At 65.5% G+C, this 21925-nt stretch carries 19 protein-coding genes; 11 read left to right on the top strand and 8 right to left on the bottom strand.

Annotated features, from left to right (window positions below; genetic code table 11):
* Window positions 1-3: 3 nt before the first annotated feature.
* The 5 genes from treY to HMA55_RS04790 are packed head-to-tail and all read right to left on the bottom strand — an operon-like array spanning window position 4 to window position 7178.
* Window positions 4-2379, bottom strand: a complete 2376-nt coding sequence (gene treY / locus HMA55_RS04810; protein ID WP_181191923.1) for a malto-oligosyltrehalose synthase — start codon at window positions 2377-2379, stop codon at window positions 4-6.
* Window positions 2380-2389: 10 nt separating this feature from the next.
* Window positions 2390-2971 (bottom strand): hypothetical protein, encoded by a 582-nt coding sequence (locus HMA55_RS04805; protein WP_181191922.1) that lies wholly within the window; start codon window positions 2969-2971, stop codon window positions 2390-2392.
* Between the two features lie 52 nt (window positions 2972-3023).
* A complete protein-coding gene (locus HMA55_RS04800) occupies window positions 3024-4424 on the bottom strand; it encodes an exonuclease domain-containing protein (protein ID WP_181191921.1) in 1401 nt (466 codons plus the stop codon).
* A complete protein-coding gene (gene glgX, locus HMA55_RS04795) occupies window positions 4424-6592 on the bottom strand; it encodes a glycogen debranching protein GlgX (RefSeq protein WP_181191920.1) in 2169 nt (722 codons plus the stop codon). Before glgX ends, HMA55_RS04800 begins: the two co-directional genes overlap by 1 nt.
* Before the next feature lie 22 nt (window positions 6593-6614).
* A complete protein-coding gene (locus HMA55_RS04790; protein ID WP_181191919.1) occupies window positions 6615-7178 on the bottom strand; it encodes a TetR/AcrR family transcriptional regulator in 564 nt (187 codons plus the stop codon).
* Window positions 7179-7404: 226 nt separating this feature from the next.
* Between HMA55_RS04790 and HMA55_RS04785 the strand changes: the two genes are divergently transcribed.
* Complete coding sequence (locus HMA55_RS04785; RefSeq protein ID WP_181191918.1) at window positions 7405-8124, top strand: nuclear transport factor 2 family protein; 720 nt, start codon at window positions 7405-7407, stop codon at window positions 8122-8124.
* A 53-nt stretch (window positions 8125-8177) separates the two neighbouring features.
* Window positions 8178-8684 (top strand): hypothetical protein, encoded by a 507-nt coding sequence (locus HMA55_RS04780; RefSeq protein WP_181191917.1) that lies wholly within the window; start codon window positions 8178-8180, stop codon window positions 8682-8684.
* On the opposite strand, the gene HMA55_RS04775 is transcribed toward HMA55_RS04780, so the two are convergent.
* Window positions 8632-9669 (bottom strand): YbjN domain-containing protein, encoded by a 1038-nt coding sequence (locus HMA55_RS04775; RefSeq protein WP_181191916.1) that lies wholly within the window; start codon window positions 9667-9669, stop codon window positions 8632-8634. The two genes, HMA55_RS04780 and HMA55_RS04775, sit on opposite strands and share 53 nt — an antisense overlap.
* Before the next feature lie 110 nt (window positions 9670-9779).
* Here HMA55_RS04775 and HMA55_RS04770 point away from each other — a divergent pair, with 110 nt between their 5' ends.
* The 9 genes from HMA55_RS04770 to HMA55_RS04730 are packed head-to-tail and all read left to right on the top strand — an operon-like array spanning window position 9780 to window position 19146.
* Window positions 9780-9959, top strand: coding sequence for a hypothetical protein (locus HMA55_RS04770; protein WP_181192070.1), 180 nt, complete (start codon window positions 9780-9782; stop codon window positions 9957-9959).
* Between the two features lies 1 nt (window position 9960).
* Window positions 9961-11259 carry an MFS transporter gene (locus HMA55_RS04765; protein ID WP_181191915.1) on the top strand — a complete coding sequence of 433 codons (1299 nt, stop codon included), beginning with the start codon at window positions 9961-9963 and terminating at the stop codon, window positions 11257-11259.
* Between the two features lie 27 nt (window positions 11260-11286).
* Window positions 11287-11922, top strand: coding sequence for a type 1 glutamine amidotransferase family protein (locus tag HMA55_RS04760; RefSeq protein WP_181191914.1), 636 nt, complete (start codon window positions 11287-11289; stop codon window positions 11920-11922).
* Window positions 11923-11927: 5 nt separating this feature from the next.
* On the top strand, window positions 11928-12734 hold the full coding sequence (locus tag HMA55_RS04755; RefSeq protein ID WP_181191913.1) for an inositol monophosphatase family protein: 807 nt from the start codon (window positions 11928-11930) through the stop codon (window positions 12732-12734).
* Complete coding sequence (locus HMA55_RS04750) at window positions 12735-13433, top strand: TIGR02234 family membrane protein (protein WP_181191912.1); 699 nt, start codon at window positions 12735-12737, stop codon at window positions 13431-13433.
* Between the two features lie 51 nt (window positions 13434-13484).
* Window positions 13485-14303 (top strand): indole-3-glycerol phosphate synthase TrpC, encoded by an 819-nt coding sequence (locus HMA55_RS04745; RefSeq protein ID WP_181191911.1) that lies wholly within the window; start codon window positions 13485-13487, stop codon window positions 14301-14303.
* Window positions 14304-14320: 17 nt separating this feature from the next.
* Window positions 14321-15280 carry a prolipoprotein diacylglyceryl transferase gene (gene lgt / locus HMA55_RS04740; RefSeq protein ID WP_181191910.1) on the top strand — a complete coding sequence of 320 codons (960 nt, stop codon included), beginning with the start codon at window positions 14321-14323 and terminating at the stop codon, window positions 15278-15280.
* Window positions 15273-16700: a pyruvate kinase gene (gene pyk / locus HMA55_RS04735; protein WP_181191909.1), complete on the top strand. Its 1428-nt coding sequence runs from the start codon at window positions 15273-15275 to the stop codon at window positions 16698-16700. The genes lgt and pyk overlap by 8 nt, the downstream gene beginning before the upstream one ends.
* A gap of 25 nt (window positions 16701-16725) precedes the next feature.
* Entirely contained in the window at window positions 16726-19146 is a 2421-nt protein-coding gene (locus HMA55_RS04730; RefSeq protein ID WP_181191908.1) for an excinuclease ABC subunit UvrA, read from the top strand.
* Between the two features lie 134 nt (window positions 19147-19280).
* Here the strand turns inward: HMA55_RS04730 and HMA55_RS04725 are convergent, their stop codons facing one another.
* Both HMA55_RS04725 and HMA55_RS04720 read right to left on the bottom strand, forming a co-directional pair.
* Complete coding sequence (locus HMA55_RS04725; protein ID WP_181191907.1) at window positions 19281-20072, bottom strand: aminotransferase class IV; 792 nt, start codon at window positions 20070-20072, stop codon at window positions 19281-19283.
* Complete coding sequence (locus HMA55_RS04720) at window positions 20065-21906, bottom strand: chorismate-binding protein (RefSeq protein WP_181191906.1); 1842 nt, start codon at window positions 21904-21906, stop codon at window positions 20065-20067. Before HMA55_RS04720 ends, HMA55_RS04725 begins: the two co-directional genes overlap by 8 nt.
* Between the last annotated feature and the right edge of the window lie 19 nt (window positions 21907-21925).

Genomic DNA, 21925 nt, shown 5'->3' with positions numbered 1-21925 from the left:
AGTTTACCTGGTCAACAGCACAGCTGGCAGTTCGGCGTAAAGCTGGTCCACTTCCACGCGGCCTGCAAACCTGCGTCCGGTGAGCCGGTCGGTCCACGTTCCCTCGGGCAGGGTCACGGTGGTGCCGCGCCACCCTCCGGACTGCTGCAATCCGATCGGTGCCCGAGTCGCTAGCGCAAGGGCCCGTGGCGCACCCGCAAGTGTGCGCGCCATCCCTACCAGATGACTGCGCGCGGCGCCTTCGGCGAACACTGCCTGGCAGCCGCCGCCCAAAAACAGTTCCGGCTGTTCCCGCCGCAAGGTGAGCGCCTCTCGCACGATGCGTTGCTTTGCGACGTCCTCCGGTGACCCCACCCCATCTTTGAGCGCCCCGTAGTCCACGAACCGCCTGTTGTCCGGGTCCACCAGCGAAAAATCTAGGAACTCGGTGCCCTGGTACGTATCCGGGATACCGGGGCCAACGAGCTGAAGCAGCTTGCGGCCGAGGGAGACTGCCACCCCGCCGCGGTCGAGGTGCACCGCGAAATCCGCCAATATGCGTGTGGCAGGGCCGTGGGTGAGATGGCCTATCCACTCGGTGATTTCGGTTTCGTACGCGGCATCGCTGTCGTTCCAACTGGACAACACATCGGCCTCGCGCACGGCTTTGACGGCGTAGGACTGGAGGCGGCGGGTGAAATCTTCCGTCGCACGCCCATCGCGAGGCCAGGCACCGAGCACATTGTGGATGAGGAAGAGCCCGGTGGCGTGATCCGGCGGGGGAGTCAGTGCGAAGACATCGTGCACAAGCTGGGCGAACTCTTCTGGCATCTCTGCAATCTCCAGCATGCGGGCGCGGGTATCTTCGCTGCGTTTGGTGTCATGCGTAGTCAGCGTGGTCATGGTGTGCGGCCACAGTTGTGCGCGCTCGTCCTGCAGGAGGTGGAACTCCGCCTGGCTCACGCCAAAGCGGCCCGGATCGCCGCCGACCTCCTGCAACGCCACCAGGCGGCAGGCGCGGTAAAACAGGGTATCTTCTACACCCTTCGCCATCACCGCGCCGCAGACCTGCGCGAAGCGGTGGGCGGCCTCGCCGCGGGCGGCCAAGGCACCCGCGACAAGGTCGAGCGCCGCCGCGTCAAACCCGATTGGGCTCTGGGCCAATTCCGCAACCAGCGTCGCGGTCACTCTCGACAGCGAACGGTAGTCGGCGCGGTAGACGGGCATGCGCGCAACCAGTTCCACAAGCACCTCGGTGAGCGCTTCGTCGCCGACCTGGGAACCTGTGGAAGAGAGGCTGTCGTGGCGCACCGCGCGGGCGAGCCTGCGGATCTCCGCAGCGAGCTCGTCTTCCGCAACGCGCGCTTTGAGGATCCACTCGGAGACTTCCACGGCGCGCTCGTCCCAGCGCGAGCCGCTGTAAAGGTAAGCAACGTCACCGAGCTGACCCGCTGCGTCGGGGTTGACAAAGACGCCGTCGAACTCGCGAAGCGCGTCGTAGCCGGTGGTGCCGTCGATGTTCAGACGGGGATCCAGAGGCTCGTCCACCGCGAGGATTTTTTCAACGATGAGCCAGGTGTCGTGGCCGATGACGTCGCGCAGGCGGGTGAGGTAGCCGAATGGGTCGGTGAGGCCGTCGGGGTGGTCGACGCGGACGCCGTCGATAAGCCCCTCGCTCACGAGCTCGCGGAGTTGGGCATGGGTGGCGTTGAAGACATCCTCGTCCTCCTGGCGTACCCCAGCGAGGCCGTTGATGGAGAAGAACCGGCGGTACGAGATGATGCCGTCGCGCCAGTACATCAGGCGGTAGTGCTGGCGGCCGTGGACGGCGACAGGATCGTCCTCCAGCCCCGAGTAGCTGCCGGGGGCGAGCGGGAAGACGTGATCGTAGTAGGTGAGCACGTCCTCGCCGTCGATGCAGCGCAGCTCAAGCGCCCCGACGTCGTCGGGAGCGCCCAGCACCGGCAGGCCGAGCTTGCCGTCTGCCCCGTTATCCGCGGCCCAGTCAATGTCGAAGAAGCGGGCGTGCTCCGAACCCTGCCCGTGCTTGAGCACATCCCACCACCACTTGTTCCGGCGCGGGACTTCGACGCCTAGGTGGTTCGGCACGATATCCACCACCAGCCCGAGCCCCGCCTCATGGGCGGTGCGGGCGAGCAGCCGCAGCCCGTCGATGCCGCCGAGCTCCGGATTCACCACCGTCGGGTCAATGACGTCGTAGTTGTGGTTGGACTCCGGCGCGGAGGCGAAGATGGGGGACAGGTACAGGTGCGACACCCCCAAATCTGCCAGGTACGGCACTAGCTCGGCCGCCTGAGCAAAGCCGAATTCGCGGCCCTCCGGATCAGCGTGGGGCCCACGCAGCTGGAGGCGGTAGGTGGAGGTGATCGTGCGTTTCACCTCTCACACCCTAGTGCGCCCGCGCACGGCACAGTAGGGGAAAGCCCACTGAGTACGTCAGCACATCCGCGTCGGAAAGGCACCGGGCTACCTCGTCCACGCCGGCATCGAAGACAAACAGCTCGCGGCCGTCGCGGGTCGCGTACACCAGGCCGGTATCCGGCTGCATGACGGCCTCGAAGTGCCTGTGCAAGAGGGAAAAGGGCTGCGGGTGGGCCAGCCACCAGGCGGCCGGCACGCCGTGGCCGTCCACCTCAAACCCGCGCGGAAGCGATGCGCAGTCGAGCACCGCAGTGGGGCACCGCACAAGGAACTCCACGCCCTGTTCGCGCTGGGCACGGGCTGTGAGCTGGTCCGCCGCGGCGTTCCACAGTTGGTGCACGCTAAGCCCGGCGGCGCCGACCTCCTGGTGCGTCAGCCCTGACGCGGTGGGGGAGTCGAACACGCACACCAAACCAGGGGACAGACTGATGAAGGCGGTGGAGGAGCCGAACCCGCTTCGGATGCACGCGCGGGACTCCTGGTTGTCCAGGCGCGCCAGGCGCAAGGTGACCCCGCCGAGAGAGACGGGCGTTGAATGAAGAAGCTGCATGGCTACTTAGACGCTCGCTTCACGCCCCCGGTTCCCTCGGCGGGAAAAATTCTTAAAACGGCGGCTGCTCCCCAAGCCCGAGCACCTCGAACAGGTGGTGCGCAGGCCAAATCTGAATGTCCTGGCCCTTGTCCATGAGCTCCCGCGCCCGCTTTTCCTTCGACGTCATCGTGGCCCATTCCCCGACAACCAGGATGGTGGTTTTCTTGGTCACGTTTTTGCCCACGTTCGCGCCTTGATCCGCGATCTTCGACCACAGCTCGCCCTTGTCGTGGGGCTCGAACTCGCCCGTGAGCGTCACATGCTCTCCGTAGAGCGCGGCATTCGGATCCGCCTCGGGATTCGGCTCGGGCACTGTATCCGGGGTGGCCACGGATTGCCAAGGAGCGGGTTTCTTACCAGGGCTTGCGCTTTGCGACGCCCGCTTCGCTGGACCCGCCTGATTGGATCCGCGCGGCGCCGCGGTGGCCTTCACCGCCGCTGCCACACCGCCCTGCGCGGCTTGTTCCGCTTGCGTGGCTCGTCCGGCGCCAGAGCGATCCCGCAACACGGGCGTCACGCGGGCTTCGTCGATAGAGCCGAGGGTAAACCCCGAGTCGTGCACAAAACTCATGAGACTGCCGGTGTGTCCGGCTTCCCGCGCCAAACCCACCATCACACCCGCGCACGCGGCGGCGTCCTCGCACGCGTCGTGGTGGTTGTCTAACTCCACCCCAAAGTGTTCTGCGAGGGTGGGCAGGCGGTGGTTCGGCACATCCAGTTTGGTGGCGCGGGCCTGCGCGAGGGTGCAGGCGAAGAGCATCTGGGGAATGTCGACGTCGGATGCGAGGCAGGCGTCGCGCAGTGCAGAGGCATCGAACTGGGCGTTGTGGGCGACGAGCGGCAAATCGCCGACGAACTCGACCATTTCACCGATGCGGTCGCGCACATCGGGCGCATCCGAGACGTCATCGGCCGTGATGCCGTGGACGGCTACGTTGCCCTCCTCGAACTGGGCGAGGGGTGCCGGGGGTTTGCACAACCAGGAAGCGCGGTCGACCTCTTCACCGTCGATGATTTTGACCAGGCCGATCTGGCAGATGGAGCCCCAACGGCGGTTCGCGGTCTCCACGTCGAAGCCGACGAAAGAAAAACCGGGGATGCCGGCACCGCCCGCGACTGTGTCGACCGCAGGCGCCTCGCCGCGCTTCGCGTCGTCGAGAAGCTGCAGCAGCTCGGCCGGGCCTTCTGTATCGCCGGGGGCGAACCAGACGGCCAGGGCGCCAGCACCCGTCTGCACGTCGACGCGGGTGCGCGTCCACGCGTCGCCCGGAACGGACGTTGTGTCAGTGATGTCGGCGATGGCCACTTCGCGGCTCGAGGTAGTGCCGCTCAACGACGCGGCGAGTGCGGTGGGGGTGAGGACCAGCGCGTCGTTTGTCACGGTCAGCGTTGCGCCGTGCGCGGTGATCATTATTGGTTAGCCTCCGTCGTTGTTTCGCCTGCGGGTGGTTGGGTGCGGCGCAGCACCACAGTTGAGCGTTGGCCGACATTGACGGTAGTGCCAGGCTGGACCGGGGCTGCGTCCTCTCTGATCCCCACATCCTCAGTGGTGTCCACCACCACCTCCCACTCGTCGCCGAACTCCGCTCCCGGCACGGTGAAAGCGATGTCTTCGAAGTGAGCGTTAAACATCAGCAAGAAAGAATCGTCCACCACGCGCTGCCCGCGCGAATCGGGCTCGGCGATAGTCTCGCCATCCAGGTACACCATGAGCGCGCGGCCGAACGGTGCGTTCCAATCGTCCTGCGTCATCTGCGCCGCCTCCGGCGTCAACCACGCAATTTCGCGGCCATGCTCGTCGTCGCCGAGTGCGCCGCCTGCCAGGAACCGCCGGCGGCGGAACACCGGATGGTCCCGGCGCAGCCCGATCAGACGCCGGGTGAAATCGTGCAGACCTCCCGCCTCCTCCAGCGTCGACCAGTCCATCCAAGCGATCTCGTTGTCCTGGCAGTAGACATTGTTGTTTCCGCCTTGGGTGCGGGCGATCTCGTCGCCGTGCGCGAGCATCGGTGTGCCCTGGGAGAGCAACAGTGTGGTCAGGAAGTTGCGGCGCTGGCGGGCACGGAGCTCCAGTACCTGCGGATCATCCGTCTCGCCCTCCGCGCCGCAGTTCCAGGACCGGTTATGGCTCTCTCCGTCGCGGTTGTCTTCGCCGTTCGCCTCATTGTGCTTGTCGTTGTAGCTGACCAGGTCGTTCAGTGTGAACCCGTCATGGGCGGTGATGAAGTTGATGGACGCGGTGGGCCTGCGCCCGTTGTGCTGGTAGAGATCGGACGAGCCGGTCAAGCGGGAGGCGAACTCTCCAAGCGTGGAATCCTCTCCACGCCAGAAATCTCGCATGGTGTCGCGGTACTTGCCGTTCCACTCGCTCCACAGCGCGGGGAAGTTGCCCACCTGGTAGCCGCCTTCGCCCACGTCCCACGGCTCTGCGATGAGCTTGACCTGGCTCACCACCGGGTCTTGCTGCACCAGGTCGAAGAAGGTGGCCAAACGGTCCACGTCCGAAAACTCGCGGGCCAGGGTGGACGCCAGATCGAAGCGGAAGCCGTCGACATGCATGTCAGTCACCCAGTACCGCAACGAATCCATAATCAACTGCAGCGAGTGCGGGTAGCGCACGTTAAAGGAGTTTCCGGTGCCGGTGTAGTCCATGTAGTGGAATTTGTCTCCGTCCACTAGGCGGTAGTAGGCCTCGTTGTCGATGCCGCGAAAAGCGATGGTGGGGCCCATGTGGTTGCCCTCCGCAGTGTGGTTGTACACCACGTCCAGGATGACCTCAATACCTGCCTCGTGGTACGCGCGCACCATCTGCTTGAATTCGGCGACCGCATCACCGGGGGCGGAGGACGAGGCGTAATTGTGCTCCGGGGCGAAAAACCCGAACGTGTTGTAGCCCCAGTAATTGCGCAACCCCAAGTCACGCAAACGGTCATCCTGCAAGAACTGGTGGACCGGCAGGAGTTCAATGGCCGTGACGCCCAAGTCATTCAAGTAGTCCACCATCACCGGGTGCGCCATGCCCGCGTAGGTGCCGCGCAGCTGCTCGGGGATGCCGGGGTGCGTCTGCGTCATCCCTTTCACATGGCACTCGTAAATCACCGATTCGTCCTCGGGGATTTTCGGCGCGCGGTCATCCCCCCAATCGAAGAACGGGTTGATGACCACCGAGAGCATGGTGTGACCCAGCGAGTCCTCCTCATTGCGGCCAGTGCCCGGCTCCTCGGCACGGACATCGTAAGAGAACAGTGAAGAGTGCTGGTCGAACTCGCCGTCGAAAGCCCGTGCGTAGGGGTCCACGAGCAGCTTGCTGGGGTCGCAGCGCTTGCCGTCGTTCGGGTCCCACGGGCCGTGCACCCGGTAGCCGTAGCGCTGCCCGGGGCTCACACCCGGGAGGTAGGCATGCCAGACGTGGTTGTCCACTTCCTCCAGGGGGATGCGGGTCTCCGCACCCTCATCGTCGATGAGGCACAGCTCCACCTTCTCCGCGATGCCAGAAAACAGTGCAAAGTTCGTGCCCGCCCCGTCAAACGTTGAACCGAGGGGATATGCGGATCCAGGCCACACGATGGTGTCATTCATGGGGCAACAGCTTAGTGCCCCCTCACTCGCTTCGCTTCAGGCCTTCAAGCAAGAACGCCACCGCCGCGGCGTGCTCTGCGCTGCCGTCATCGTCAGAGAATGCGCTGCCCGTGGCTTGCGCGAGCTGCGCCGCAGATTGGTGCACCGCAGCGTTGCCCAGCGTCAGATGCAACAGCCCGCGGGCACCGGCGTGCACCTTATCCATCGCGTTGCCTATCGACGCCGCTTCGCCCAGCAACCCCCGAACCGAAGCCACGAACCGAGCCTCCAGATCCAACTGCACCCGCGCGCCGGGCTGGCTTACCGCAGCAACCACCACTTCCGCACCGTCGCGCACAGCGAGGACCGCGGCGCGCAGCTCGCTGCTCAAACGCGCCGGGTCTGGCAGAGGGTCGTCGAAGAGCGGCTGCACGATCGCCTCGGCGAGAGATGCGATGAGCTCCTGCTTGCTTTCGAAGTGCCAGTACAGCGCACCCGGTGCAACCCCGAGCGACGTGGCTACCCGGCGCATGGACACATCCGCGAGCCCGTACTCTGCCAGGATGCGCAAGGCTGCGTCGGTAATTCGCCCGCGGGTCAACTGCATCCTTCCAACATAGACCGCGGCCAGGGTAGGGCGAGGCTTTACGCGGGCTCACAGAAACCATCCAGAAGGCTTGTATAGGCGTCCCACGGGCGCGACAGTGATTAGTTGGTACCATTTCCGACAGGTCTTCACCGCGACTGCAGTTACCGAAACTCGGCCGCAGGTGTAATCCCGGGCCGAACGATAGGCCGGGTCCGACGACGAGAGGTACTGATATACCGTGGAGATGCAAACGAAACAGAGCGTGACAGTGGCGGCAGCAGTGGTTGCCCTGGTGCTCCCCCTCGCCGCCTGTGGGTCTGACGACGAAGGTGCTTCCGGCGGCCTGTCCACCGCCGCAGAGGCCCCCTCTTCCGCTTCCGCAGCAAACACGTCGAGTGAGGCCTCCGCCGAGAATTCGGAGGAAACGACGAAGACGGAGACCACGACGAAGAGCTCCGCGAAGGACAAGCAGCAGGAAGACAAGAAGGACGCGAAGTCGCAGCAGAACGCCCAGGGGGGTAACGGCGAACAGCCCCCGACGCTGGTCAATCCGTTTGAAAACGGCATGCCTCAGAACACAAACCAGCCGCTAGCCAGCGGCAAAGAGGGCAGTGAGAAGGACCGGAAAGAGATGGAGGACACGGTTCGCACCGTCTTGAACCCGGGCTCTTTCGCCGATTGGACGCCGACCATCTTGGAAAACTCCTGCAAGGCCGTCACCGAGCCGATGATGCAGGAGATTGAGCGCCAGGGCATGACGCTCGACCAGATTAATGAGGCGAGCCGCCTCGCCGAAGAACAGGGCCAGGGCATTGATCTGCCGAAGACGGATGTCAGCCTTTCCGATGTCCGCGTCGACGGGGATCGTGCATCCGGCAGCGTGCTAGTGAAGAACGATCAGGGTGAGGAGACCCAGACCATGATCTTCCAGAAGGAAGACGGTCGCTGGAAGCTGTGCAACTAGTAACTAGACCGTCACTGAGCGCCGGAGCTGGACTCCTGGCGCTCGGTTGCGTTTTGGGGATAGTCGGCGGCGGAGCGTGGGCGACGCTGCGCCCCGCCTACGTCGGTGAAGTGGAGGGCGACGGGTTGCGGGTGGATCAGGCAGCCAGCCCGGTAAACGTCGAGTTCGCGGGATTCGGCACGTTCGCCCTGATCTCCGCACTGATTGGTCTGGCTTTAGCCGTTGCCGCCCTCGGTGCTGCGCGCCGCGGCAAGGTCGGCGGGGGAGCCGGTTGGCTGCTCTGGGCCGGTGCTGTCAGTGCCGTGGCGGTGCTGAGCGTCTACGTGTTTGGTGACTGGTTTGTCGGCCTGCTGCACCCCGTTCCTGAGGCAGACGCCCTTTCGGATGGAGCGTCGGTCACGATGGTGCCGCCTGTCAACCCCGGGGCCGCCTGGGCAGTCGGGCCTTTCAGCGCAGTGTTTGTCTATTGGAGCGCAAACCTCGTTGCGTACTCCCATGACCGGGAGCTTAAGACCTCCCCGGCCAATCAACCACGGACTGGCCAGATGCCTGTTGGCTGACATGGTCGATGGCGGCCAAACAGGCGGCCATCGCGGAGACGACAAACTGCACGACCTGCGCTGGCGCAGCTCCCTCGCCGGCGAACATCGTGGATTCGGCGTGCATGTGGATGAGACCGTCGAATTCGTGGAGGTAGGTTGCGGTGGCGCACGTGCGTTCATTGACGTCGTTGCACACCAACCACAACGGCAAGAAATCCTCCAGAGCGTCGCGTCCTGTATCCCACATTCCGGTAACGCGGACGTATCGCGTCCCCGGCTGCCCGTCGACGGTTAACGCGAACGCCACGCCGTTGACACCCGTGGCGATGATGCCGTCTGCTCCGACGCCGTAGCGGAAGTCGAGTCGCTCCAAGGCCGCAGTCAGGTCCTCCACGTCCACTGGGCTGAGCACCTCCTCGACTTCGCTGTACAGCTCCGGCACGGTGCCAGTGTCGTGTGTGCTGCCACGGGGAATGTGCCGCAACGACGGGTGGCGCCCAAGCAACTCGTCCGAATCTTGTTTGCGCATCAATTGCGGTGGCAGCGGCTGGTCAAGTCCCGCATCGAGGAAGCGCTCGCGCGCCTGTTGGTAGAACGTGGCGGCGTGCTCCAGGGTGTCGATGAGTTCGGCGGCCAGCTGGTCGTCGCTAAGCCCATGCTTGATGTGAATCCCACGGCGCATGCCCACACGAAGGTCACCGGATTCCATTAACCGGTAGGAGGCGGCCGGTCCAACGCGGTCGTGGTTCCACGTGTTGATGAATCGGGCAAGCGCGGTGGAATGCTCAAAGTCAGTGGGTATGCGGTCCGCGGTGTCCACAACAAGGCACATGGGACGGGCGTAGTCCACCCACACGGCGGCGGTAAACGCGTGCGCGCCGATGACAAGGCGATCCGGGCCAGCCAAGGGCTCGAGCCCGAGCCCTTCCAGCAGGACGGCGACGCGATCGAGAGTGACCTCGGTCGGGCGCTGGTCTTCAGCGGGGGCGGCGTGCTTTCCCATAGGGCGAGCATAACGCCCGATGGCGAAGAGTTGCCGGTGGAATCCTGCGCAGCGCCTGCAACGTCTACAATGTCGGCTGGTTTGAGTCGGTTATGAAGGAGGTCGTTGCGGTGTCCGCTGTCGGGAACCCGATCTTGGTGGTTGTGCTCAGCCTTATGGCGGGGCTTCTCGTCGGTGGAGTGTGGTCTAGCTACCAACGCGGGGCATCGCGCGCGGTGACCGGGGTACTGGCGCTTCTGGCGGTCATGGCCGTACTCTTTGCAGCGCTCACCCTCGTGGAGGTGATGTGACATGGCATGGTCCACTGCGCCGCTGAGCCGCTCCGAGGTTGAGTCGCTGACCAACGTCTGGCGCGCGCGAGGGCTGATTCCCGTGCTCGTCGCGGTCGCCGCGGCGTTCGCGGCGTGGGCGCTGCTGCTCCCGGTGGTGCCCACCGCCGTGATTGACGCGCAGCAGCCGGCCTCGCTGGCTGGGCTGTCTACTGGCGTGTTTATGCTGGCCACGGTTATCACCCAAATCTTCACGCCGAAAGCGCTGAAGACGATCGGGTACCGCTGGGTGATGGCGATTTCTTCGCTGCTCCTGGGCATCCCCGCCCTCGGCTACATGATTGGTATGGGGGCCACGCCCCTGCTCACCGTCAGTGCCATCCGCGGGATCGGCTTCGGTGCACTGTCGGTGGCCGAGGCGGCAATCATCGCGGAGCTGGTGCCGCTGCGGCTCTTAGGCAGCGCAACCGGCATCTTCGGCGTGGTAGTGGGGCTTGCGCAAATGGTCGCGCTCCCGTCGGGCTTGGCCTTGGTGCAAATGATCGGCTACGACGCGGTGTATATGATCGCCACGGCAATCGGCGCGGTATCGCTGGTGGCGTGCCTGGCCATTCCGACAATTCCGCCGCCAGAGCCGGACACGGAGACGTCGCAAAGCGTGCGGGTGCCCATGTGGCACCTTGCGCTCGTGCCGGCACTGGCGCTGATGTTCGTCACCACCGCCTACGGCGCCATCACGAACTTCCTCCCGGTGTCCATGCGCGAGCTCGACCCGGTCTCCGGTGCCGCGCTCGCCGGCGTCATGCTTGGCGTGCTCAACTTCGCAGCAATGATCTCGCGCTACATCGCCGGCCGCATCATGGACCGCCGCGGCTACCCAGGGACCGTGCTCATTCCGTTCCAGATCACCGCCGCCATTGGTGTGGCGCTGATGGCCATCATCTTGGCGATGCAGCTGCCTGCGTGGACGATGCTCATCGCCGCGCTGTTCTACGGCGCCGGTTTCGGTGGGGTGCAAAACGAGGCGTTGACGCTGTTGTTCTACCGCTTGCCGCGCCACAAGACATCGGAGGCGTCCGCGATCTGGAACATCGGTTTCGACGGCGGCACCGGATTGGGCTCTACGTTCTACGGCATGCTGGTAGCCCAAATGGCTTTCGCCCCAGTATTCGGCGTCGCGTCCGGCGTGATCACCATCGGTTTGGCTATCACGCTGCTCGACCGCCAACTGGGCCGGCACCGTGTTGTGGAGGTGAACAACCTCTCCGCTCGCCTCAAGGCCGTGCAGGCACCGCGCCGTTACCCGCGCCGGGGCCGCTAGTTGTGACGGTAGCTAGACTACGCACTTATGAGCGACGCAATTGGCACTACGGCTGCACCCACGGTTGCCGTCTTTGACGCTTTCGCGGGAAAAGACCCCTGCGTGCGGGAGGTGCACGCCGCACTCAGTGCGCTAGGCGCGAATGTGTCGGTGACCACAAACCCTGCAGAGGCTGCGACAGCGGACGGCATGGTGATCGCTGCCAGCGGCGACACTGCAGTGGCACTGCGGGCGCTGCTCGCGTCTCAGGCAGATCGTGTGGTCGGCCAGCGTCTCGCCGGATCTCGCCCGGTACTTGTGGTCGGGGCAGCCATGGACGCCTTGTTCGAGCGGGGCCCGAAAGAGGAAGCCGGGTTCGGGGAGTGGCCGGGGGGCGTCGATAAGCTCGCCGCTCCTGTGAACAGAGCTACCGTAGCCGCGGCGGAGGGGTCCGCGATGCTCGCAGGCGATGCGGAATTTGTGTTCGACGCCCACACTGGGGTGAGCAATTTTGAACTCGCGCAAGACGAGTTCATCGCCTACCCGAAGTTGAGCTGGGCGGAGGGCATGCCGGTGCTGGCGGGCGTGGAAAACGGCCCACTGTGGGCGGTGCGTTTTCACCCGGAGCGCTCCGGCGAGGCCGGGGCCGCGGTGCTACGCAACTGGATTGCACAGCTGGGGTAAACGCCATGACGGATGTGACGGGGAGTTTGCAGGCTGCAGAGTCCGCAGTCAGCGCCGCACGCGAGATTTTTCTCAACGAGCTCGGGGCTGCGCCCGCGCTGCACAAGGGGCCGGGCGACTTCGCTACGGCCGCTGACTTGGCTGTGGAGGAGTTGCTCCGAACTGAACTCACCGGCTCAACTGGGATCGACGTCGTCGGCGAAGAGCACGGAGGGCAGCTCAGCCAGGAGGCCTGCTGGGTGGTTGACCCGATTGACGGCACGTCCAACTACTCAGCCGGCAACCCCAACTGCGCAATTCTGGTCACACTGCTGCTCGAATGCCAGCCCGCAGTTGCCGTGGTAGACGCCCCGTTACTGAACATGCGTCTGACTGCTCTCGACGGCCAACCGGTGCACCTCAACGGTGAACCGTTGCCGCGGGTGGGGACTGCAACCGCTGCCGCACCGCACGTGGGGATAGGGTCTGTATTTTCACGGGATCGCCCACGTATGCCGTCGAACCAGCGTGTAGAGCTTGCGGGGGAGCTCACCCGGGTTGGGCTGCGGCCGCGTATCAGCGGTTCGGTGGGCGTCGATCTTGCGTTTGCCGCGCAGGGAATTTACCAAGCGGCAGTGAGTTTCTCCCCGCATGTGTGGGACAACGCCGCGGGGATTTTGCTGGCTCGAAGCGCAGGAGCTGTGGCCACGGCGGGTGACGGCTCACGCTGGGAGCCTGGGAAGACCGGTGCGGTAGTGGGCAATCCGGCCGCGCACGCGGCAGTCATGCGTGCCATCGAGTCAGTGCAAGCCCGAACGGGCGAGGAGGAATAGATGGCAATTGAAGTCAAATCCCAGGACAAGCACGGCAAAGGGCCAGCCCGCGCCGGCGCGGCGCTACTCGGGGTATCCGGCGCACTGACCTGGATCGCCTCCCGCCTGGAATGGGTGAGTGCGCAGTACAGCGACGACATCTCAGGCGGCGGCACCGCGGCCGTCAACGGCACCGACTGGTCCACCGAAACCTCGGCCGTTGCCGTCCTTCTGCTCGCCGGGATGGTGGCCGCGTTCGCGCTGCGGCGCGTGGGCCGGAGAATCGTGGGCGGAATCTGCGCCGCAGCCTCGATCGGCCTCGCCGTCCCCGCGGCCAGGCTGCTTGTTTCAGGTGCCGACAGTGAGCGTGTGCGCACGTTGCTCACTGCAGGTGCGGACCAGGCACAGCGGTCGAATTCGGCCCCGGCCGTGGCCGAGTGGGCGGAGATCACCTCGGTCACGACACAACCGTTAGGGCCAGCGCTTACGCTGCTCGCCGCGATGCTTGGCGTGCTCGGCGCGCTCGTGCTTCTTGTGCGCCCCGGCACGGACTCGCCGCGGCAGAACAAGTACGAAAAAGAAACTGTGCGGCGGGAAAAGGTCCGCGACGACTTGGAGGAGGATCCCCAGTCCGGACGTGTGCTTTGGGACGCTATCAGTGCCGATATCGATCCGACCGACCCCTCCAACGGCGCAGGGCGGGATTTCCGCTCCCCGTAGCCCACCGGCTAGCCTTAGCTTTGACAGGCCCTTTGCAACTGGGAGGTAGCCATGCCGGCACCGGGCACGCTCAACGACGTCGTCGCTGGTGTGCTTCGCGACGTTGCGAAGCGGGAGGCCGCCGTGCCATTCCAAGACATCAAGGCTCGTTCCCGCGACATGGCGCCGACCCGGGATGCCCGGGCGGCGCTTTTGCGTCACGGCTGCAGCGTCATCGTGGAGATTAAACGCAATTCCCCCGTCTTCGGCCCTACCGGGGCCGGTTACGTACCGGTGGAGGCGCTTGCCCGAGACATCGAGGCCGGTGGTGCCCACCTCATTGCCTGCCAGACGGAGCGGTTGCGCTTCGACGGTTCCCTGGCGGATATGGCCGAAGCGCGGGCTGCGGTAGAGCTGCCGATGGTGTGCCGCGATGTCATCGTCGACCCGTACCAGATCCACGAGGCGCGTTGCTACGGGGCGGATGCGCTGCCGCTGCAGGTTGGCATCCTGGATCAGCACAGGCTCGAGGCTTTGGTGGACCGAGCTGAGTCGCTCGGCATGGTGGCTGTGGCGGAAGTTCGCACCCCCGAGGAGGCTGATCGGGCGTTACGCGCCGGGGTGAGCGTGGTGGCGGTGAATTCCTGGACCTTCGACACCAACGACCTGAACCGAAACGCATTTGCGGAGATCGCACCGGGTTTGCCCAGCGAAGTGATCAAGATCAGTCTCGGCGGTGTGGCCACACCCCGGGACCTCATCGATGCCGCGTCCTGCGGCGCGGACGCTGTCCTTGCGGCCGAAGCTGTCATGGCAGCCGGCGACGTGCTTTCGGCCACCCGCTCGTTGGCCACAGCGGGGCAGCACCCCGCGTGCCCCTCCCGGCACTAGATGGCACACTGTTTTGCGTGCAAATGCTGAACTTGGCCAACATCCCGTCGCCGCCGCAAGGCGTCTGGTACTTGGGGCCCATTCCGATCCGCGCCTACGCCCTGTGCATTATCGCTGGCATCATCGTTGCTATGGCTGTGTCGCTGCGCCGCTACAGCGCGCGCGGCGGCAACCCGGAAACGGTGTGGGACGCGGCGCTGGTAGTCATCCCCGCTGGTATTATCGGCGGGCGGCTGTACCACGTGATTACGGACCATCAGAAATACTTTGGGGAGGGGAAAAACCCCTGGCAGGCCTTCAATATTACGGCTGGTGGCTTGGGCATCATTGGAGCGGTCACGCTCGGTGCTCTCGCGGTGTGGGTGATGATGCGCCGCAAGGGACTGCCGATGGCGCCGTTTGCCGACGCGGTCGCGCCGAGCGTCATTCTCGCCCAGGGCATTGGCAGGTTGGGCAACTACTTCAACCAGGAGCTCTACGGCGCGGAGACGGACGTGCCGTGGGCGCTCGACATCTACTACCGCGTGAACGAGGCCGGCCAGTACGCCCCGCTCACCGGCAGATCCACCGGTGAAGTCATCGCGAGCGTGCACCCCACGTTTCTCTACGAGTTGATCTGGAACGTGGCGGTATTTTTCGTGCTCATCTGGGCTGACCGCCGCTTCCGGCTCGGTCACGGCCGGGTGTTCTGGTTGTACGTGGCGGGCTACACGCTCGGTCGCTTTTTCATTGAATTTATGCGCCGCGACGAGGCGAATCTCATCCTCGGCCTGCGCGTGAACACCTGGGTTTCGGCGATCTTGTTCATCACAGCAGTGGTTATCTTCCTCATGCTGCGCAAGGGCAGGGAAACCCCGGAAGAAGTGGACCCGGAGTACAACCGTTCATCCACGGCGGGCTCTGGAGATCGCGGGTACCGTGTGGCGGTGAATGACGCGCAAGAAACCGACGAAGGTGAGGTTGGTACACGTGGATAGAAGGACAAAGATCGTCTGCACCCTCGGCCCGGCTGTGGCCAGCAAGGAGGCGATTCTCGGGCTGGTGCGCGATGGTATGGATGTGGCGCGGCTGAACTTCTCGCATGGGGACTACCCGGACCACGAGCAGAATTACCATTGGGTCCGCGAGGCGACCGACGAGACCGGTCACGCGGTGGGCATCCTCGCGGACTTGCAGGGGCCGAAGATCCGCCTCGGCCGTTTCGAGGGCGACGGGAAAACCTACTGGGAAACGGGCGAGACTGTCCGTATCACCGTCGATGACGTAGAGGGTACGCACGACCGCGTGTCCACCACCTACAAGCAGCTTGCGCTAGACGCGAAACCGGGCGACAGGCTGTTGGTGGACGACGGCAAGGTGGGGCTTGTCTGCACCCAGGTAGAGGGCAACGACGTGGTCTGCCGCGTCACCGAGGGCGGACCAGTGTCCAACAACAAGGGCGTTTCCCTGCCGGGCATGGACATCTCCGTGCCAGCGCTGAGTGAAAAGGACAAAGAGGACCTGCGCTTTGCCCTGCGTCTGGGCGTAGACATCATCGCGCTGTCGTTCGTGCGCTCCCCGGCGGATGTCGAGCTCGTGCACGAGATCATGGATGAGGTTGGTCGGCGGGTGCCCGTGGTGGCGAAGCTTGAAAAGCCCGAAGCTGTCGACGCGCTTGAATCCATCATCCTGGCGTTTGATGCTGTGATGGTCGCGCGCGGCGACCTCGGCGTCGAGATCCCACTCGAGCAGGTGCCGGCGGTGCAAAAGCGCGTGATCCAGATTGCGCGCGAGAACGCGAAGCCGGTGATCGTGGCTACGCAAATGCTCGATTCCATGATCGAGAACTCCCGGCCGACCCGTGCCGAGGCCTCCGATGTGGCGAACGCGGTGCTCGACGGCGCTGATGCGGTCATGCTCTCCGGCGAGACGTCCGTGGGCGTGGACCCGCACAACGTGGTGCGCACAATGAGTCGCATCGTGCGTTCCGCTGAGACTATGGGGGACGTGCCGCCGCTCAACCACATTCCACGCACGAAGCGCGGCGTGGTGTCCTACTCCGCCAACGACATTGCGGACCGCCTGAACGCCCGGGCCATTGTCACCTTCACCACCTCCGGTGACACGGCTCGTCGCGTGGCTCGCCTGCACCCGGAACTGCCGCTGCTGGTGTTCACGCCAGTCCAGCAGGTGCGCTCGCAGCTGGCCATGACGTGGGGCGCGGAGACGTTCCTGTGCGAGCAGGTCCACAGCACCGACGACATGATCAAGGTGGTGGACCGCCAGCTGCTCGCTATGGAGCAGTACAACGAGGGCGACACCATGGTTGTGGTTGCCGGCACCCCGCCCGGGGTAGCGGGCACGACGAACACTATCCACGTGCACCAGCTGGGCGAGGACACCCGCAGCCCGCAGTAGTTCGGCGGGGCCTACGCTGGGTGCCATGACTGGTATCAAGGTTCGAGACGCCCACCTGCACAACCTCCGCAACGTGGATGTGGACATCCCGCGCGGCACGCTCGTGGCGGTGACCGGGGTGTCCGGCTCCGGTAAGTCTTCTCTGGCGTTCGGCACTATCCACGGCGAAGGCCAGCGGCGCTACCTGGAGTCGGTCGCGCCGTTTGCCCGCAGGCTTATCGGGTCTGCGGTGGACCCGCAGGTCGGTTCCGTGGAGGGCCTGCCGCCGACGGTGGCGCTGGAGCAGTCCACCTCCGGCGGCGGCGCGCGCTCGACCGTGGGCACAGTTTCCGCGCTGTCCAACAGCATCCGCCTGCTGTACTCGCGCGCAGGCGACAACCCGAAGGGGCTGTACTCCGACTCATTTTCCCCGAACACGCCGGAGGGCATGTGCCCGACGTGCCAGGGCACCGGTGTGGTGCACGAACCCACCGAGGAGTCCATGGTGCCGGACCCGACGCTGTCCATCGAGGACGGCGCGATCCAGGCCTGGCCCGGCGCGTGGGCGGGCAAAAACTTCCACGACATCCTGGCAACGCTCGGCTATGACCTGGATTCGCCCTGGCAGGACCTGCCAAAAGATGACCGTGAGTGGATCCTGTTCACCGAGGAGCGCCCCGTGGTCACCGTCAAGCCCCTGCGCGGCGAGGACCAGATCCAGCGCAATTACAAAGGCACGTGGCGTTCCGTGGCGTCGTATTTGACCAATACGCTCGCCGAAACCCAGTCCGATACGCTGCGCAAGCGCGTGCTGTCCTACATGGAGTCGCGCGTCTGCGAGACCTGCCACGGCCGCCGCCTCAACCCGGAGGCCCTCAAGGTGACCTACGCAGGCATGCCTATCGACGAGCTGGGCGCTTTACCCCTCGACCAGGTGCACTCCGTGCTCGCCGCGCAGGAACCAGCGGACGGTACCGCAGAGGATCTGCTGCTCAAGCAGATCCTGCCCGCGCTGCAGTCCGCGCTTGACCTGGGCCTGGCGCACCTGAGTCTGGATCGTCCCGCGCCGACTCTGTCCGCCGGTGAGCTGCAGCGAATCCGCCTGTCCGCCCAGCTGCGTTCCGGTTTGTTTGGCGTGGCGTACGTGCTTGACGAGCCGTCCGCGGGCCTACACCCCTCCGAGCGCGGCGCGGTACTGGAAATCTGCCGCCGGTTCATCGACGCCGGTAACTCCGTACTCCTGGTCGAGCACGACATGGAGCTGGTGGCCCAGACTGATTACCTGGTTGACGTGGGCCCGCTCGCAGGCGAGCGCGGCGGCGAAGTGGTGTACGCGGGTCCCACCAGCGAGTACACCGGTGATGCGCCTACCGCGCGCGCCCTTGCCAACCGGACTCTGTCGTTGAACGACGCCCCCCGGTCCGCCACCGGCGAACTGACCCTGTCCGGCGTGCACGCCCGCTCCATCGAGGGCCTCGACGTGTCGTTTGGAATGGGTCAGTTCACCGCTGTGGCGGGCGTGTCCGGCTCCGGTAAGTCCACGCTGGTGAGCACCGTGCTCGCCAGTGTGCTGCGGGAGGCGGCGTCCACCGTTGTCGAGGAGGACGATGACGCGGCGGACGGCGCTGGGGCGGGGGAGGCCGGATGGAACGTCGATAAGCAAGAAGGCTTCGATGCTGTCAGCCGCGTGGTACAGATCACCCAGAAACCCATCGGGCGCACGCCGCGCTCAACGCTGGCGACGTACACCGGGCTCTTTGACGGCGTGCGCAAGCTGTTCGCCAGCACCGACGAGGCAAAGCGCCGCAAGTGGACCGTGTCGCGCTTTTCCTACAACGTGAAGCAAGGCCAGTGCCCAACCTGCGGCGGCGCCGGCAAGATCGAGGTTGAGCTGGTGTTCCTGCCCGGCTCCTACACCACCTGCCCGGACTGCGGCGGTGCGCGCTACAACGACGAGACGTTGGAGGTGACCTGGGAGGGATTCAATATCGCGCAGGTGCTCGACCTCACCGTCGACGAGGCCGCGGACGTGTTCACCGACGAGCCGAAGATTCTGCGTGCTGTGGAAACCCTGCAAGCGGTGGGGCTGGGCTACCTGCGGCTCGGGCAAGGCGCGCCGGAGCTTTCCGGCGGTGAGGCGCAGCGCATCAAGCTGGCCACCGAGCTGCAGCGCTCCCGCAACTCGCGCCGGGGCCACACCGTGTACCTGCTGGACGAGCCGACCACCGGGCTGCACCCGGCCGATGTCGCGCTGCTGACCAAGGAACTTAACAGCCTTGTCGACGCGGGGCAGACCGTGATCGTGGTCGAGCACGACCTCTCCGTGATCGCGCAAGCTGACCGCGTGATTGAGATGGGCCCGGGCGCCGGCGCCGACGGCGGGCAGATCGTCGCTACCGGCTCCCCAGCCGAGCTGGCCGAGCGCGACACCGCCACCGGAAAGGTGCTGGCGGAGCGATCAGCGTAGGTTGCTGTAAGCGGGGACTATGCAGCTGCATAGTCTCCCGGGCCGATTCCACTATGCGGCTGCATAGTTTTTGAGCCCGGCGGTTGGCGTTTCCGATTCTTCGGCGTCGTGGTCGATGTCCTCGTCTGGTGGGCTTAACTCTGTCGGGATGTCCAGACCGAGGTGGTAGCAGCGGTACAGCTCAAGCCAGAGCCCGGTAATTCGACCGCGAAGCCGCCCCACCACCAATCGCGCCACTCGTCGAAACAAGGGTGTGCCGGGGGCGCGACCACGGTGTCGCCGACGTGCAGCTCGCGCACCGGGCTGATGCCGTGCAGGGAGTTGAGGAACCACAGCGGGTGCTCGGTGGCGGGTTCGGGTTTGAGCCGACGCCGCTCCACGCGGATGCCTAGCCGCTGAGCCCGCGCAAAAACCTGGTGCAATGTCACGCTCGGCAGCCACACGCCGTCGGGAACGCAGAGGGTGTCACCATCCCACATCGCGAGCGCGCCGGTGGTGGTCTCCAGCATGGCGCCGTGCCTACCGACGATCACCGTGTCGTCCGTGCCGTCGGCCTGGTACCGCGAACGGTATGCGGAAAACGCGGCGAAGTCGGGGCCTTTGACCTCGGGCTGGGTTCGCGGGTCGGGGGCAGGCGCATAGGTCAGGGCAGTGGTGGGGCGAGGAGAAGGGGCGGGGCGGACGTCGAGAAGCAATTGTCCTTGCGACAGCGCGATGCGGGGAAATAACTCGCCCTCCTGCAAAAGCGGCATGAGCTTATCGACGAAGCCTTCGGGCAGCGGCCCAGCCGAGCGAGTAAAACGCGCGAGGTGCAGCCCCAGACCGTTGGTGCGCCCGGACGAGTGGCGCCAGGAGTCGGCGACATCGAGGGGCCCGTCGGAGAGATCGCGCGGGACGAAGTCGCCGCGCCAGACGTACCTACGCATCGAAGGCTCCCAGTACCGACTGTGCCTTGAGGTTGCGCTCGGCGAGTTCGGCCGTTGGGTCGGAGGCCAGCACGATCGCGCCCCCGGCACCCACAGTCATTGTGTCGCCGGCGCGCACCGCGGTCCGGATGACCACCGACAGGTCCGCCTGGCCGTCGAAACCGAAATACCCCAACGCGCCGGAGTACACGCCGCGCGGGGAGGTCTCGAGCCTGTCGATGATCTCGCACGTGCGAAGCTTCGGCGCGCCGGTCATGGAGCCGGGCGGGAAGGTCGCGCGCACAGCGTCGATGGCGGTGCACCCCTCGCGCAGGCGGCCGGTGATGGTGGAGACCAACTGGTGCACCGTCGCGTAGCTTTCCACCTGCATGAGGGCCGGTACTCGGACGGTGCCTGGGTCGCAGACGCGGGAAAGGTCGTTGCGTAGCAGGTCCACGATCATCAGGTTCTCCGCACGCGTCTTTTCATCCGCTAGCAGCGCCGGGTCCTGATCGGCGGCGACAGTGCCTTTGATCGGCTTCGCTTCAACTTCGCGCCCGCGCACGGTGAGGAAGCGCTCGGGCGAGGCGCTGGCGACCTCCACGCCGTTGAAAACCAGGTGTGCGGCGTAGGGGGCGGGATTGTGTTCGCGCAGTGCGGGGTAGAGATCGCCTGTGGCGGCGGCGGTGTAGGTGTCGGTCAGGCACACCTCGTAGCTCTCACCCGCGCGCAGCAGCTCCTGAGCCCGCTCGATGCTGCCCAGGTAGTCGGGGTTGCTCCAGGAGCCGTTGCCTATCCGCGCCCCTTCCGCTTCCTCGGCCCCGCTCAGCTTGTCGCCCAGCCGTGCGAGGAGCTCTGCGGAACCCTCGCCTGCCAGCACGCACAGGTGAGCCACCTCGGCAGCATGGTCGTAGACGATAAACGACTGCGGCCGGACAAAGTAGGCGTCCGGGTACGGCGAACGGTGGCGCAGCGTGATCGGCAAAGTTAGCTGCGCGCACTCGTAGCCCAGGTAGCCGATCCACCCGCCGCTAAACGGCAGGTCCGGTGCGCCATAGAGCGGCGTGGATAGCTCCTGCTCGAGGGTGTCCAGAATGTCGCCGTCGTCAAGCGAATAGCTCATGGAGCGCGAAAGCGGCCCTGCGGTGTCGCCGAGGATGGAAAAGCGCCCGCGAGAATCGGCGGAGTCGAGAAAGAACGCGTCGTTGCCGTCTTCGCGGATGGCGTGAAACACGCGCTGGCAGTCGAGCGCGCCGGGCACCTCGCGGTGGAGGAGATGCCAGCCGCCCAGGAAGTTGCGCAGGATCGCCGCCCCGTGTTGGGTGAGCACGGATTCGGGGTGGAACTGCACGCCCCAGTGATTCAGGCCGTCGACTTTGAGCGCCTGGATCACCCCGTCTTCGCTGCGGGCGTGGACGGTGATGCCGGGGTGCTCCTCCACGTGCAGCGAGTGGTAGCGCACCACCTCGAAGTCCTGCGGAATGCCGGCAAAGATGCCTTCTCCGGAATGGGTGACGGTGGAGACGAACCCGTGGCGCGGCTCCGGGGCGCGGTCAACGCGCCCGCCGGCGAGCAGGCCCAGCCCTTGGTGGCCGAGGCAGACGCCGAGCAGCGGGATGTCCGCGTCAGCGGCGGCCTGGATCACGCGGCGCGACGCGCCGAAGTCCTCCTCGCGCTCCGGGGTGCCGGGGCCGGGGGAGATGACCACGTGGCTGAACTCGCCGGCGCGCACACGCTCCGGTAGGTCCGCAGCTTCGCCCGCGGGGACGACGAGCGGTTCGCGCCCGGCTGCCTCCGCGATGAGGTGGGCGAGGTTGAACGTGTACGAATCGTAATTGTCAATGAGCAGGATCATCGCCGTGGAATCGTATAGC

It is taken from the genome of Corynebacterium wankanglinii (assembly GCF_013601005.1).
Classification (GTDB): Bacteria; Actinomycetota; Actinomycetes; order Mycobacteriales; family Mycobacteriaceae; genus Corynebacterium; species Corynebacterium wankanglinii.
The sequence above is the reverse complement of the archived record's forward strand: the minus strand, read 5'-3'. Positions and strand labels throughout refer to the sequence as shown.

Coding starts and splice junctions, on each gene's coding strand:
- HMA55_RS04805 (WP_181191922.1), bottom strand. CDS start 2,971: ATGCAGCTTCTTCATTCAACGCCCGTCTCTCTCGGCGGGGTCACCTTG.
- HMA55_RS04800 (WP_181191921.1), bottom strand. CDS start 4,424: ATGATCACCGCGCACGGCGCAACGCTGACCGTGACAAACGACGCGCTG.
- glgX (WP_181191920.1), bottom strand. CDS start 6,592: ATGAATGACACCATCGTGTGGCCTGGATCCGCATATCCCCTCGGTTCA.
- HMA55_RS04790 (WP_181191919.1), bottom strand. CDS start 7,178: ATGCAGTTGACCCGCGGGCGAATTACCGACGCAGCCTTGCGCATCCTG.
- HMA55_RS04785 (WP_181191918.1), top strand. CDS start 7,405: ATGCAAACGAAACAGAGCGTGACAGTGGCGGCAGCAGTGGTTGCCCTG.
- HMA55_RS04775 (WP_181191916.1), bottom strand. CDS start 9,669: ATGGGAAAGCACGCCGCCCCCGCTGAAGACCAGCGCCCGACCGAGGTC.
- HMA55_RS04765 (WP_181191915.1), top strand. CDS start 9,961: ATGGCATGGTCCACTGCGCCGCTGAGCCGCTCCGAGGTTGAGTCGCTG.
- HMA55_RS04760 (WP_181191914.1), top strand. CDS start 11,287: ATGAGCGACGCAATTGGCACTACGGCTGCACCCACGGTTGCCGTCTTT.
- HMA55_RS04755 (WP_181191913.1), top strand. CDS start 11,928: ATGACGGATGTGACGGGGAGTTTGCAGGCTGCAGAGTCCGCAGTCAGC.
- HMA55_RS04750 (WP_181191912.1), top strand. CDS start 12,735: ATGGCAATTGAAGTCAAATCCCAGGACAAGCACGGCAAAGGGCCAGCC.
- HMA55_RS04745 (WP_181191911.1), top strand. CDS start 13,485: ATGCCGGCACCGGGCACGCTCAACGACGTCGTCGCTGGTGTGCTTCGC.
- HMA55_RS04730 (WP_181191908.1), top strand. CDS start 16,726: ATGACTGGTATCAAGGTTCGAGACGCCCACCTGCACAACCTCCGCAAC.
- HMA55_RS04725 (WP_181191907.1), bottom strand. CDS start 20,072: ATGCGTAGGTACGTCTGGCGCGGCGACTTCGTCCCGCGCGATCTCTCC.
- HMA55_RS04720 (WP_181191906.1), bottom strand. CDS start 21,906: ATGATCCTGCTCATTGACAATTACGATTCGTACACGTTCAACCTCGCC.